Source organism: Flavitalea sp., assembly GCF_035489435.1.
Classification (GTDB): Bacteria; Bacteroidota; Bacteroidia; order Chitinophagales; family Chitinophagaceae; genus DATHKG01.
The window spans coordinates 75,969-89,873 of sequence record NZ_DATHKG010000039.1; the positions used below are offsets into that span (position 1 = coordinate 75,969).

The 13,905-nt window shown below is 42.5% G+C and carries 7 protein-coding genes; all 7 read left to right on the forward strand.

Features of this window, described 5'->3' with window-relative positions:
- Positions 1-382: 382 nt before the first annotated feature.
- The 7 genes from VK664_RS06490 to VK664_RS06520 all read left to right on the forward strand — a co-directional run bounded on the left by VK664_RS06490 (position 383) and on the right by VK664_RS06520 (position 13,891).
- Positions 383-979: an N-acetylmuramidase family protein gene (locus VK664_RS06490; protein ID WP_461397815.1), complete on the forward strand. Its 597-nt coding sequence runs from the start codon at positions 383-385 to the stop codon at positions 977-979.
- 323 nt (positions 980-1,302) lie between these two features.
- Complete coding sequence (locus tag VK664_RS06495; RefSeq protein ID WP_461397816.1) at positions 1,303-3,579, forward strand: hypothetical protein; 2,277 nt, start codon at positions 1,303-1,305, stop codon at positions 3,577-3,579.
- A gap of 3 nt (positions 3,580-3,582) precedes the next feature.
- Positions 3,583-5,388, forward strand: coding sequence for a hypothetical protein (locus VK664_RS06500; protein WP_461397817.1), 1,806 nt, complete (start codon positions 3,583-3,585; stop codon positions 5,386-5,388).
- Positions 5,389-5,403: 15 nt separating this feature from the next.
- A complete protein-coding gene (locus VK664_RS06505; protein WP_461397818.1) occupies positions 5,404-6,924 on the forward strand; it encodes a hypothetical protein in 1,521 nt (506 codons plus the stop codon).
- 64 nt (positions 6,925-6,988) lie between these two features.
- Entirely contained in the window at positions 6,989-9,163 is a 2,175-nt protein-coding gene (locus tag VK664_RS06510) for a hypothetical protein (protein WP_461397819.1), read from the forward strand.
- 18 nt (positions 9,164-9,181) lie between these two features.
- A complete protein-coding gene (locus VK664_RS06515; protein ID WP_461397820.1) occupies positions 9,182-11,494 on the forward strand; it encodes a hypothetical protein in 2,313 nt (770 codons plus the stop codon).
- A gap of 27 nt (positions 11,495-11,521) precedes the next feature.
- Entirely contained in the window at positions 11,522-13,891 is a 2,370-nt protein-coding gene (locus VK664_RS06520; protein WP_461397821.1) for a hypothetical protein, read from the forward strand.
- Positions 13,892-13,905: the final 14 nt, after the last annotated feature.

Here is a 13,905-nt window from a genome sequence, read left to right on the forward strand (position 1 = left end):
ACCCATTTTTCTGACAGTATTTCTGGTTTTTTCTCCTTATGAGATCTCTGATTTTTTGTAGCTGATCCGCACTTGCTAATTGCGTTTACTAAGAGAAAATTTTCAACCCTTAACAGGTAGGTGTATTCCTATGCAGGATCACCAAATAAAGTTATGTTTCTTGCCCGCAGTTCCGGCATTGCAAGAATCGAAACTTTTGGGGGGACTCATGGAGTACGCCGCAAATAATCGGCTCTTCAAATAAGGTCGGGCTTTAATGCGCCCGTTCAGATACTATTTTATCATACCGCCAAAAGCTATCATTCATAAAAATTTCCATTTGCTTGCTCTGAATATGATTTTCCTTTTGACCCTTTTTAATGTCCAGTTTAAACTATAAACTATGATTACAGCGAATCAGTTTGAGAAAAGCGCTTTCACCCTGGCAGTTGAGCCCGCAGTAATAAAAGCTGTTGCTGAGGTAGAAAGTAATGGTGAAGGATTTTTAGCCGATGGTAAAGTAAAAATTTTATTTGAACCTCACATTTTCTGGAAACAGTTAAGACAGAAAGGAATCAAACCAGAATTGCATCAGAAGGGAAATGAAGACATACTGTACCCTATCTGGAAACCAGGAAAATATGGGCCTGTAAGCAAGCAACACGACAGAATGAACCGGGCGGCCGCTATTGACAGGGAAGCCGCGCTCTTATCTTCAAGCTGGGGAAAATTTCAAATCATGGGCTTTAATTATAGAAAATGTGATTGTGATTCGGTAGAAGCGTTTATTACGCGATTGAAGTCAGGTGAAGATGAGCATCTGAGCACGTTCATCAGCTACATTAAGAACACCTTTCTTGACGATGAACTGAGATCGCGTGATTGGAAATCGTTTGCAAGATCTTACAATGGGCCACTGTACTGGAAGAATAATTATGACAAAAAGCTGCATTTGGCTTATGAAAAATTCAGTAAAGTTCATGCCTTTCCGGGTCAGTAATTGAAACTTTTTCCGACTATCTTCATTAAGTTAGCTATCCGCCCAATTCTCCTGATTAGCAGTTTATCCATAGCCTTTTTCAATCCGCCTTTCAAAATTATCCAGGCTGACAATATCTGCTTATGCGATTTTCAAAATAAGTGAATCATGCGACTTTCAAAGTTTTTTGATCGTGCATGGCTATTTTGTTCCCGACCCGCAAGTTTTACTCTATAAAACTTAACCGAACCCTTATGCCAGTAAGCATCATGGCCAATCTATGCCTGTTCACGTTAAACCTATGCCTGTTTATAGTCTGAAATCATTGTCCATAAATTTTTTATATGTCAACCACTATCTCTAAAATAAAAATTAACCAGGTTATGACACCGAAGGTTGTCACAAACCCTGTGGCAACACCGGTGTTCATAAGGGCTGACGAAATTGCAAAAATAAAAACACCGGCTACGACTGTATTAGTGCCGCCGATTGTTACAAAACCTTTAATTAATCCATTAGACCTATCAGTTCAACTTGTTTCGATAAAACAATTTAATCCCGCACTCTCAGCACTTTTATCAAATGTAACTCCTCCCGTCGAAGGGGTTACACGTAGCGCACTAACCGTTCCTGTCAGCTTAAAAGCTACAGTAACAGACGAACAGTTTTTTGAATCTGCACAAGATGCCTCCAAAAAGTTTTACCTGCCACGATACCGTATCATAGAAAATATTACTACGGCAGGAAGGCAATTTGCTGTCAGCATGAAAGAAACTTCAGACGGTGGAATCCTTACAGTAAAGCTTGAAAAATATCCAGCTTCGCCGATAGAACAAGCCGCACCATCAGCAACCGAAATACCACATCTTATAGCTTTGGTATTACAGTTTAACGTAGTGATTCCGGGCGGTGGTACTATGGTGAAAGAAATAAATTTTCCTCCGGCCCAGCCCCAGGCTTATGGACTGCTTGCGGAATTACCTATCAGGGGATCAGCATTATTTAACCAGGTTTACCTCGCTATAACAGAAGGCGGCGCCAGCGCACATCTTATAGTAAGGCGCGAACTGCCTGTAGCGATCCCGGTGTCTCCACAGGGAGGCGGCAATATAGCAGCGTCGCGCGATATCGGGGCAGCAAGTAGATTTAAACCTGTCAGGAGATCACCCAGGGTGGTAGTGGCTTCGCGTGTAGAGAATGTGCCTGTGCGCACCAAAACAGAAACAGTACCTGTGCCCCCCAAGGCAGAGACAGTTCCATCCCGGCCAGAAGTAACATTGCCATTTCCTCCACCAGTTGAAACATTGTACAAGGCTGTTAGCCGTTCCCTGGATAATGTAATACCATTTACATTCCCGTCGGCAATATCCGGTTATATTTTTACTGACATTACAAGCGCGGGAAATAATGGTGCTCCAGCCCTTCAACAACTGCCGGTGAACGGACACCTTTACTACAAGGATATAGTACAACCTGGTGTTATTTATTACCTGCCGGATAATTTCAAGATAGCACGCAAGCCGGCGCCATCTTTCGCTCCTTTTATGTGTGTGAGTATTGATGGAGATGGATCCCTGGAAGAGACAAGCGTTACCATAGAATATGTGGCAGTACCGTATACGGATCCGGAGCGCATAAAAGCAGCAGAACCACGGCTGAAGGAATCTATCGGGCAGGGGATTGAAATAGATTTTCAACCTCTTATAGCACCTGCAACTTTTGTCCTGGCTTTACCGGGTGCCGGAACGGGTACCACCGGTCCTTTCCAGGAAAGAAATGGTGCACTTGTGGAGATTAGAGAAGGCATACATGATTCTATAACCGTTTCACTAAAAAGTTTTCAGCGATTGTATGATGCACTAATGGGAGCATCGCAAACACTGTTTACGGGGCAGGTAATTGTCTCAGTTTCAGATAAGGATAAAATACAGATTCCACTTTCAGCAAGGATGAGCGACCTGGCAGGAGACATATGTTCAGTGCGCCAGGGTTATGATCCCGAAACTGGAAAAGGAACTGTGATTATACGTAATGAAATTGAAAGCCCTGTTGTTGTTTCTGCCATTGAGATTATGTTGAGCGAGGGATCAAATGCAATACCATTTAATAGTCATCGTAATGATGTGGATGACCAAATGAATATTTTACCACAGGAGGAAATTACAATCAACATTACTCCTGTCGATATAAGCCTGGCAAGAAAACCTCTCCAGTTAAACACGGCTTTATCAAAAGTAGAAACACAACCTGATAAAGAAGCTATCTGGAACGCTATCCTCAATCCTTATTCCCCGATCGATTATGAACGTACAATAACAGTGCAAACTTTTGAAGAAATTTTTGCGCCGGGTCCGCAGGACGCGGGCGACTCAGCCATAAAAGCAATCATAGTTAATTTTTTTAATGGGAATTCAGTGACACTAAAGCCGACTGTATTGGAAGGAACCGCTACTGTTAACGTTTCACTAAGCAATTTCATTTTAGGTAAGATGGACACAAGGGAATATAAATACCAGCTGGAGGTTATAACGCTGGCGGGCAAACGAAAAATAGGCGCACCAGGCGAATGGATAACCGATCAGTCAGATGACTTATTTATAACCAGGGATTCAATCAAATAAGACATGTCATTCAAAGGCACCCTCGACTTTCAACACGTTGTTCAGTTTGATACTGAAGAAATGAGGGTGTATTATGGCTATGAATCAAATGAGGTTTTTGTTTTACCGGATTCGCTTGGGATAGCCGTAAACGGATCCGGCAAGCCTGATTTTTCCATTACCCTGGTAAAAGCAATGCATGATCTTTCACCTGTATCATTATATGGAACACTTGATCTGCAATTATCACTAAACTACCCCTTAGAAAAGGCTGTCAGTACGATGCGGCTGGGAGGCTACACCACGTCAGTAATACCTGCCACATGTTCAGGCGGTTACCTGTCACTTGTGCCTGTCAACAACACCCTTGAGTTCCCTTCGGAACTACAGTCAACAATTTCCTCAAACTGGAATCCTGTTGGTCCAACAAAATATTTATTCAGGCTTGAAGCTACTACTGCTTCACTAATGAAAGAATCATTAAGAAACGGTTCGTTGTTGTTCAAGGCCATTGCATTGCTTGAATGCAAGGGGCTGTCACCACGACTCCCATTGTTAGTTGGATTCTCCCCGGCTGAAGTGTTGAATCAATTACATGCAAGTGTAGCAGATGCGAACGGTGCAGTGGATCCAAATGAAGTCAGGATGTTTTTTAACCGCGACGCTTCACTTCTTCCGATAACAATTACCGGTGACAGGAAAGATGAAATACCTGGCTTGTTTGCAGAGGCGATTTCAGATCGGATATTGAAGCGCTTTGGAAAACCTGCATTCCCAACAGACAAATCAGACAAAGATCTTGTTCAGCTAGGTACTTCTGTAGAGGCTGGCACGGGCTTATTTGAGTGGGACTTGTCAGAAGTTATTGAAGTAAAAAGACTAGTAAGAGTAAATCTGAATCCTGCAGAAGCCGTACAACTATTATCGAACCAGGAAGGGGGAATAGAAAGCAGCATCAAAGAAACATTGGTGCCCAGGCTTCAAACAGGCTTCAAATACCTGAATGTGTCAGCGATCCTTCCGGATCACCGGCCTAACGTGCTTAAAGCGGGCGTGCAGATTGATGTACCACCAAATGTACCCCTAAGAATGCAGGCCATAAGTGAAACGGTAAATTTCGCGGCACCTGGTGATTCATCTGATATAGTGCTTCGTTATTCGCCTGTCGAAACGCTCAACTACAATTACCGGCCGTTCATGCTCGTACAAAGCATTAACGGAGTCAGAAAAATTGCGGGCAGTCCCGGCACAGCGAATAAAGCCCGGCTCCTCTTGAACAGTGATCATTTCAAAGCTAAAATAATAACCATTCAAGCAGCTTCAGACCTGCTTGAAATTGCTTCTCTTAATGTCGTATTTGGTGATGAAACCAGTATAGCTACCATGGCATATACGATTGATAATACAAATCCCATATTATCCGTATGTATTCCTGAAGATGAAGCTTTGCCGGGGATGCAAATCAGCGCTATTTCAATTACATCAGGTGCTATTGCTTCTCTTCCCGATCAGCCTGCTGTTTCAATGCGGGTAGGTCTGCATCATTTTAAAGAATATGGATTTCATTCCGTGAAAGTATGCTGCAATTTCAGCAATGGTTCATCGCCCGTGAAAATTGAACTAATGCCCGATGGAACGACCGATGATTTGCAACCAACCCTACTGTTTTTTACGCCAACCGGGAATTGTAAGGATTTCGGATATTTTACTGAATCCCCTTTTTTATATACCTACAAATACCGGTTTAAAAAGGACGACAATACTAATGGTGAATGGTTTCCTATGCAGTCACCCTGGGTTCCGCTGATACTCGACAATTCGTTGATTTGATTAAAAAAACTCCTGATGACCACGATAGAGATAAAAGAGATTTTGAGTAAATATTTTACAAACCTTGCAGCGACATTGCCAGATGCCGACGCTTATGCTGATCTATTTTGTTATAGAAAGACAACAGACCCAGCCACGATCTATTATATACCACTAAAGCTTAGTCCCGAAAAAGGACAACAGGAGAAACTGCAGTTTAACTTACTTGTTACCGGCACCGTAAATATGATTCAACTGGCAAGCCGATGGGATACTGACCGGAGCCTTTTAAAAAGATTACAGGAATCCCTGCTTGAGAAACTAAAGCCAGAGAGCATTTCATCAATCAACTTTTCTACACCATCGACAACTGTGAAAGAGGCGCGCCTGGAGCTGGCTGATGACAACAAAAAATACAATGTTCTTCAATCAACCACAACATCAGGATTCCCTCCTTTCAATGTGATTTTTAATATAAGCATAGATAACGCACAAAAAGACCGGGTGCTCCATACTTTAAATGGCACAGATAACTATATGCGAACAATATATATTGCAACCATACCTGTTAACAAAACTGCCTCTGCTGCACTAAAAGGAGACCTTACAAAAATCCCTGAATTAACCAAACCAGAATTGGATCACGGAAACATTCCCGCTTTATTAAATAAGGCAATAGAAGACGGCGTTTTTGAATTGCAGATCCAGGGCGATGACGAAATGATGCTCGCCGAAAAACTGAAGCAGTTGATCTTTGATAAGGCAATAGAAGCTATAAAAAATTATGCTGAAAACAATAGGAATTACACCAGTGCCAGCAATGACATAGTCATGAAAGAAGGAAACCTTTCAGTTAAAGCAAGCGCGCAAACAACTGCAGACATAAGCATTGAACCGGAAGGAGATATTTCAAAATGGTTTGAAGGAAAAAATACTACTGATTACATAACCAGAATTTCAGAACAGGATACCATCTCAAATAAATTGTCACCAGGTAAAACAACGGCTGCAGATGATTTTTTTTCAAAACCCGGTGCTGAAATCACCGTTTTTGCACCTCCGGATTTACAGGAGTCTACGATAAACTTTATTACAATCATTTCAGACAATTCCAAAGCAATTTTATCGCCGCCTGATTTTGTACCAGTAAAGATTTCGAGACCTGCCGGGGGTAACCTAAAACTAAACACTACTTATACTGATGGAGGACCTCCTTTCGAAACAACCGTTGCAGAAAAGACTGGTAATGATGTCAGGTTAAACCCATCGGACATCGGTTTGTCGGAAGTGGTCTTTGATGCAGAGAGTCTTGAAACTGAGAAAGCCGATTCATGCAGGATACATATTGTTTATTTACCCAGGACTAGCGGCACCGATGATGATCGCACAATCTACATGAAGCCTGGTGAATGGAAGAGCAGATGGTATGTGTGCAGCAGGGATGCAACCTTAAAAGGCGAACTACGATATGATGTAAAGGTCAAAAACAAAGACGGGAGCAGCTCAAAGTATTCGGGCCGGTCAAGCGAACCGGTTATTCATTTCAAAACCAGTTAATCTTCAAAACCACATTTTATCATTAACACCTTATCATTAATCAAAAAGATAAAACCACAATCATATGTTACAACTTGATAAAACAATCATCCTTCCGGAAGTCGACGGTGTTACCATTTACACTGACGACAGATCCGAGAGCACTTATTACATGCTCGCAGACAGTCCACGTTTTCGCATTGAAAACGGAACACCAGTGTTCAAGTTTATTAAATACAGGAATCCTATCGACCGGCAAAATGGCAAACGCGGTGGTGGGTATGTATTCTTTGATGCCACTTTTGATGTACCAAAAGATAAAAAAGATGCTGCCATTGACGGGCTGCAACAACGTCTCAACAAGATAAGAGCCAACAGGGGTTTGCCCCCCGCCCCGGTGACCATTGGTGAAATTCCCTGGACAAAAGGCTCCGCAAAACTTGTTATGGAGGCTGCTGATGGCACCATGATCGAAAAAATATGGAGCCCGGGTAAGCCTTCTTTATTTGGCAGGAATATCGCCACTTTCACCATGGAGTTGAGCGCAGAAGGTGCTACACTTTTCGAACAGGCCTTGCAGGGCAAAGGCGGTGTGGTAAGCATCGTATATGACCTGTTTACCTTTGTGAAATTGCCTCCTATCAAAGTTGTAGGTCACTTCTCCTCAGAAAAATTTTATTCTTTTAGCCAGACAATCGATACAGAGTGGAATGTATGGGCAGAAGATTCATACCAGGAAACAATACGTGAACAGTTCAGGGATTCGTCATCTTATACGCTTGATTTTGACTGGGGAGCAATGACAGATCAAAAGACCAAAGACCAGATACGTGACTGGGCTACCCGTACCATGGAAGATAATATCGAGAAAAAGATGATAGAGGCCATCGCCCCGGTTTCTGCTGATGACCGGAAAAAGCCCGATGGTATCGAAGATGTGACACGTAACATCAGTACTCAGAAAATCGCGAGCTTCGACCTCAGGTTTAAGGAAGGGGTTACTATGGATTGGAACCCTGCTCCACAGGGCATTCTACCCAATATTACAAATCTTACAGGACCAGATGGCAAGCCACTAAAATGGGAAGACTATGCCAGAACTATTGACCTGGATGACCCATTTTTCAAAATGCTCAACGTCACCATGATCGTGAATGCAGATTTTACAAACCTCCCTATTCACAGTGTTGAGATGCTAATTAAATATCCTGGCGCTGATCCAAAGGAATTCAGTATTTCCAAAGTTGAAGACCGGCCAAATTACCAGGCATTTCTTGTTAATAACAGTTTCAAATACACCTATTCATATGTAGTAAATTATAAGGGATCAAGTAAAACTTTCAAATCGAAGCCCACCGAAACAGAGGAAAATGTGCTTACGGTAAACGTGGATGATCTCGGCTACATGAATATTGCAGTAAGAGCCGGTGATATAAATTTTGAACAGGTGAATAAAGCGCTGGTCACCATCTCATACGAAGACAACGCAAATGATATTGACAAGTTTGAAGATGTGTTTACAATCGATGCTGATCATCTCGAGCACAGCTTCGAAAAACTACTGTTGGTTCCCGTTAGCAATCCTTATACATATCAAATCAAATATTTCATGAAAGGTGGTAAAGAATATTCGGTTAAGCCAAGAGAAGGGAATTCCAGGACATTATTTATAGAAGATCCTTTTGTAGACTTCAAGGATATCATGATACGTGCCGGTGGAAATCTCGACACCGAAATAGATAATATTCTGCTTGACCTGCAATACGATGAACCGGACAATAACTACAGACAAAACAAACAAATCGAGCTGAGTAAGGCAAACCCATTTGGTGAATGGAGTATACCCATTATTGATTCCAAAAGCGGAAAGGTTACTTATAGTGGAACTATAAGATACAAAAGCGGTCTGTCTGAAGATATACCAATTACCACGGCTGAACGAAACTCAATCATCGTAGGGCCGCAGGTGGAAAAGGTTTTGAAAGTGCAGGTGCTCCCGGATCTTCTTGACTTCAAGAGAGTAAAACTCGCAAAAATCACCTTGCATTATACCGATACTGTTAATGATATCGATGAAGTGATAGACTGCATTTTCAGGCCCGGTGCTACTGCGCCATTTGAGTGGACAGTCAACCTGAAGGATAAGCAGAATAGCAAGTTCAGTTGGGAGGCAAACTATTTCCTAGTTGATGGTAGCGTAAAAAGGCCAACCCGGGTTACCACAGATGAATTAACCATTTTACCGGAATTGCCAGTTTAACCACCTAAAAATACAAATATGTTATATCTGAATCCTCCATTCATGATCATAAATGGCGTTGCCGTTTTTGGTGATCACAACGATCCCTTACAATGGTATTTCGCCCCGCTTATGCCGCATCTGACTTTAATAAAAGACCCGGACACTAATGTCGATATGCCCCAGATCCAATTGATCAAATACCGTGGCACAGCGGGTAACGGCGGCTTTCTCAATTTTGATGTGAACCTCGGATTACCTGAAGATGAACTGAATGTAATTGCAAGCAAAATAAGGCAGGACATGCATCTACAGGGTAAGCCGCGTATGGCACCTATTCAATTGGAAGATGGAACAGTCAGGCTGCTCTTGCTTGGTAAACAAACAGAAGTTCCTCCACCGCCACCAGCACCCGGAGCATCAACCCCTCCGCCTCCTCCGCCTGAAACCGCAACTGACCAGCCTCGCTTTGTTATCAAGATGGATCATCATGCAAAACCAGCTTTGTATGGTGATAACCAGGCGACATTTTCAGTGCAGCTTGATCAGAACGGAGTAACAGTTTTAGAAGAAGCACTTAAAGGTCAGATGAGTCCTATCGGGATAGTTTATTCACTTAGCTTTCTCGCACTGAGACCTGCTTATTCTGTAAAGCTGTCGGTCGACTGGAACCGGGTTCAAACACATATGGACGAAAGTTTCAGCGCCTCCTTTATGTTTTCATCTGTTGAGATAGAAAAAGTCGTTGATGAACTGATCGAATCGCGGGCAATTATTATCGAAGTAGACACTTTCGTAACGGAGGACCAGGAAAACAGCGGAGTAATCGGACGGCGTGATGAAGCGGTAAATGAAGTAAAGGAAATGATTACTGAAACTTTTTTTACCTCTTCTATAAGCCCGATCGACACTTCAGCCACCGACCTGGATAAAGCTACCTCAACCGCCCAGAAAGTATCATCAATGCTGGCAACAGGAGGGGCAGCAGGTTTTGCATCTTTCGGTTATAAAAAAATTGATATAACACGTATTGATCATAAAACACTCAATACAAATATTACCGAACGTACCACGGTTAAGAAAAACATTTATCCGCAGGCACATCTATCGGGCCTCGCCTCTGTGCTCCGGAAGCCAGGTGTAAAAATTGAAGACTTTATTGTTGAAGTGGACCTGGATAATCCATGGTTTATCAAACGCCGGATTGAAATTATCAGCCGTGGCAATTTTGAAGAAGATAACATTAGTTCAATAAATGTCACGGTCAGATATAACGGTGAACCAAAAAACATCATACTTGAATCATCTACTGACAAAAAATTATTGCAATGGACAAGCGCGTTTGAACCGGGTAAAAAACTAATACGAAAGGCAACTTATTCATACCGGGTATCATTCAAAAGTGGTGATGGCAGAGAGCGGCCGCTTTTTCTGGATTCGGAAGAACGTGTTATCGAAGCTGAAAATCTTGAGATTCAACCGCGTGAATTGTATGGAATAGTTACGGTGCCTATTGTGGCTTTAGACTTCCCATGGGATCGTTATTCAGCAATAGAGATTGAACTCAGATATTCTGACACTTTCAACAACATCCGGATGGAAGACAGCTATCTGCTTAATAAAGATAAAAAGGAAGCAGCCTGGAAAATTTTTATGATCGATGCTTTGAAGGATGAATTTTCATACAAAATCACTTATCGCTCCAATGATAGCAAGGACGTTGAAATGCCATGGAAAAACTCAACCGAAGAGCGGGTGACATTACGTGATCCATTTCCTCAAAAAAGAAAACTTTCCATTGTACCCAATGTGGAATGGCAAAAAGTGGAAAATGTTTTTGTAGATGTGTCTTATGAAGATCCTGAAAATGAACTGAGCGAAAGCGAAAGTTTTGATTTCAGGGAAACGGACAGCAATCCTAAACAATTCAGTGTCGAGCTGATTGATAAGAATAAACAACTTGTTCAGTTTGATGTGACCATGCTTTTTAAGGATGGATCCCTGATCCGTATACCACCTTCATTTACGATGGAAAAAAGAGTGATTTTAAGAAGCGATATGAAGGGTCATAGAATTGTTACTACACAAACCGACAAAGTCGCTTTTAACAAGAAAAACTTAAGGGAGATAAAAGTTGATATCAGGTACGAAGATGCGGCTCATGGCCTGAGTTATACGGATGCGTTTTCACTCAAAAGCAATGGAGAACAGAAAAATTTTGAGTATGACTATGTTGATGCGAATGCCAGTGCTTACGAGTATAAAACAAGCTACATCTATAACAATGGTCTTTCACGTAGCAGCGACTGGATAAAGGAGAAGGTAGGAATAATTACCATCCCAATTAAATAATGTCACAAATATCTTAAATCATTTTTTATGTTGTTATTAGGTAGCAAGTCAATGACAATCGATGGCATCACGGTATTCTTTGATCATGCAGACCCTTCTCAATTCTGGTATTTGCCAGGACCGGTAAGGATTGCCAGGCGGCGTGAAGACGAAAGGGCTGCATTCACTTTTATTAAGTATAAACCGGCAGCTGTATCCGGTGGTGCGAAAGGCGGCGGTTTTGTAACATTTGAAGTAAACCTAAAACTCGACATGGAACAGGAAAGGCGGATCTTATCAAAATTACGCTCGGTTTCCCGGGGCAAACCAAAACTGGCGCTGGTTCCTTTTGACGAAGGCACAGTACAGTGCATCGCACTTAATATCCAGGGTGCAGGTGGTACTGCGGCAACTGCAGCTACTGAAGGCACCTTTAATGCAGTTGAGAAAATTCTTGGGGCTTCGGTTCCTTCATTACACGGAGATAATTCTGCAGCTTTTAGCCTTACACTTAGCCAGGAAGGAGCAACTATACTCGAAGAAGCTTTCAAAAAGGGCACATCGCCTATCGGTGTTATTTATGATCTGAAGTTTACAGGTATGCGGCCGGCGCTTAATGTAAAAATAACTGCCGATTTCAAAAGAATATACGATCAGTTCAGTGCAAGCCTGAATGCACAGGTATATTTTGTACAGGCGGGTATTGATGCCGGCTTTGAAAAGCTTGTCCAGGATGGTGTAATCAAAATTGAAGTAATCAATTTTACAGGTGATGATGATTTAAAAGAGCAACAGACCTGGGCACTTAACTTTTTTAAGGATACCCTTTTAAATGATTGGTTCAAGCCAACACTTACTCCGGGCCAGCTGGCAGGAGGTGGTGCACAGGCGGGTTCGCTTGATGATGTAATCAGACGGGGAACTCAAATGCGTCCACCCGCAACACCGGCTCCGCCACCAAAAGGAACGCCGGTAGCCCCTCCCACCAACCTTGGCCCCAGCCCAACTGCAGGTATGGGGCCCGCTGATGAACATGCTAATCCTTTTGCAGTTCCGGCTGCAGCCGCCGGCACCCGGCCGGCGAGGCAAAGCACAACAGGTTCAACAACCGGCACGCCGCCCACACCTGCTGTAGGAGTGCCGCCGACACCTGTTGTAGGAGTGCCGCCGACACCTGCTGTGGGTGGACCAGTTCCAGGCACAGAGACTCCCGGCACCCCAACCGTGCCAACCGTAAGCCCTACCGAAGGATTAGGAGTACCTGCGGTGCCTACACCACCAAATACTTCACAAGGTGTTCCGGCAGGAGCCTCAAACGCAGGCGCCAATGCAATATCAGCAGGTTCCAGTGCTATACCTTTCGCTGTTTCATTCAAATTAAAATTTGTAAAACAGGAAGAGCTGAAAAAATTAACCTTCGAATACAATGTGCAGGAAGCAACACAAAGAACATATGCACCACAGGGATTTTTCGGTCTGTTATTGGCCGACCTGACTAAGGAAAATCATTTTATAGAGGTTGACCTTGATGATCCGTTTTTCAGAGTCTTTACAGTAACTGCGGAAGCTCCGATTGATTTCGCGCGTATAGGACTTCAGTCTTTACAGGTTTCACTTGATTATGGCGACCGTTCAAACCCTACTGATCATAAACACGGTGATTTTGTTTTTGACACTGTTCAGAAAGACGCCAGGAAATTTGAAGTCTTTATGAATAAGTCGCGTAACACTGCTTACAGTTATAATGTTCAGTATCATTTTGATCCATTGAGCGAATGGGAGGGATCGAAATTTTCGTATGAGATTCCTGAAAAAATAACTGAAGACAGGACGTTGATGTTAAATCCTTTTAATGATATAGGATTTCTCGAGATTAAAATTAAGCCGCATAAAATAGATGCAGGGGTTGTAGAATCGACAGACGTGTTTCTGAATTATGACGATGGTAGTTCATTCAGAAAAGAAAAGACCATCACTGTTTTGCCGGATTCGCCGGAACAATCATGGAAGCTTCGCATACCGAATACAGCAGGCAGAACAATCAGTTATCGTCTTATTCATCATCTCAAAGATAGATCAACGCTCGAAATACCGGTTGTGACAACCAGGGCAACAACCATATTTGTAGATGACCCATTCCCTGCTGCACTGGAATTAAAACTCATTCCATCGTTCGACGACACGGCTATAAGACAAGCATTCATTGACGTCGAATATAAAGATGATGCCAATTCATATAGCAGGAATGAGCAAATAACAATAAAAGGCACCGAAACGGATATTGTTCCGTTGCGTATTTCGCTTATGGATAATAAAAAGAAAATATTCAGATATCGCATAACCATGGTTGGCAGGGACGGCAAGATTCAACAAAACCCATTCGTAGAGACAGACAACGAGTTCATACAAGTTGCATAATTATCAAATTCAAA

What these genes read in the sequence shown, in the direction of transcription:
- VK664_RS06510 (WP_461397819.1), top strand. Translation starts at nt 6,989, where the DNA reads ATGTTACAACTTGATAAAACAATCATCCTTCCGGAAGTCGACGGTGTT.
- VK664_RS06490 (WP_461397815.1), top strand. Translation starts at nt 383, where the DNA reads ATGATTACAGCGAATCAGTTTGAGAAAAGCGCTTTCACCCTGGCAGTT.
- VK664_RS06515 (WP_461397820.1), top strand. Translation starts at nt 9,182, where the DNA reads ATGTTATATCTGAATCCTCCATTCATGATCATAAATGGCGTTGCCGTT.
- VK664_RS06520 (WP_461397821.1), top strand. Translation starts at nt 11,522, where the DNA reads ATGTTGTTATTAGGTAGCAAGTCAATGACAATCGATGGCATCACGGTA.
- VK664_RS06495 (WP_461397816.1), top strand. Translation starts at nt 1,303, where the DNA reads ATGTCAACCACTATCTCTAAAATAAAAATTAACCAGGTTATGACACCG.
- VK664_RS06500 (WP_461397817.1), top strand. Translation starts at nt 3,583, where the DNA reads ATGTCATTCAAAGGCACCCTCGACTTTCAACACGTTGTTCAGTTTGAT.
- VK664_RS06505 (WP_461397818.1), top strand. Translation starts at nt 5,404, where the DNA reads ATGACCACGATAGAGATAAAAGAGATTTTGAGTAAATATTTTACAAAC.